Source organism: Bartonella sp. AP57NXGY, assembly GCF_042195805.1.
GTDB lineage: Bacteria > Pseudomonadota > Alphaproteobacteria > Rhizobiales > Rhizobiaceae > Bartonella.
The window spans coordinates 1-749 of record NZ_JBHIOZ010000492.1 but is presented as its reverse complement, the minus strand read 5'-3'; the positions used below and the strand labels follow the sequence as shown (position 1 = coordinate 749).

Genomic DNA, 749 nt, shown 5'->3' with positions numbered 1-749 from the left:
CCGATACCTCTTAAATTTTTTAAAGCAAACGAAACAAAACGCGGCGTAACTTACACACTGTTTGGAAAGAAAGAAATATTACCCCATGCTTTTATCAAAGGTGGGAGTTTTCCAAAGCGCGTTGAATTAAAAAAGCTGAATGGGAATGTGTTTCAAAGAGCCGATGGAGATCAATTCCCCATTGCAAAACAAAAAGGACCCTCCATTGCTGGGGTGATGTCCAAGCCAGAGATTGCAAGTACTATTGTAAAAAAAGCCAATGAAAGATTAATTGCCAACATACAGTACCAACTTGCTCGTCAAGAATATGCCGCCAATAAGAAAGCTAAATAATGTTCTTAAGCTATGTCAACACGCTACTCACTTTAATTGTAATTTTTAAAGCAGATTATCATTTGCGCTTTGGTTTTTTCCAGAAAAAATACAATAAAATCAATGCAAAAGGTACTTCCCAGCGGGTTGGGTCTGTTGCGGGGCGGACGAGCGCGAACTATCGCTAGCGACAGAATTTTCAATTTGACTGTACATTGTACACATAACTCATTGATAAATAACGAATTTAATGTGTTAATTATTTCCTTATCGTATTAAATCTTGTTTTTCAGTTGGTACCGTAAATCTCTCTTTATCCTAATACGCCGTAACCACCTCCTTCTTAGGACAGAAAAGAAGGCAAGGAGCAACTATGAATAAGAAGAATCGTAAGGGTCTATCGGTTCGTGCGTTTGCGAAGAAGATGGGTGTTTCAC

At 38.3% G+C, this 749-nt stretch carries 1 pseudogene; it reads left to right on the top strand.

The window, feature by feature from the left end:
* Nucleotides 1-333: pseudogene (locus ACFIL8_RS11650) on the top strand (hypothetical protein); the annotation flags it as partial.
* Nucleotides 334-749 lie beyond the last annotated feature (416 nt).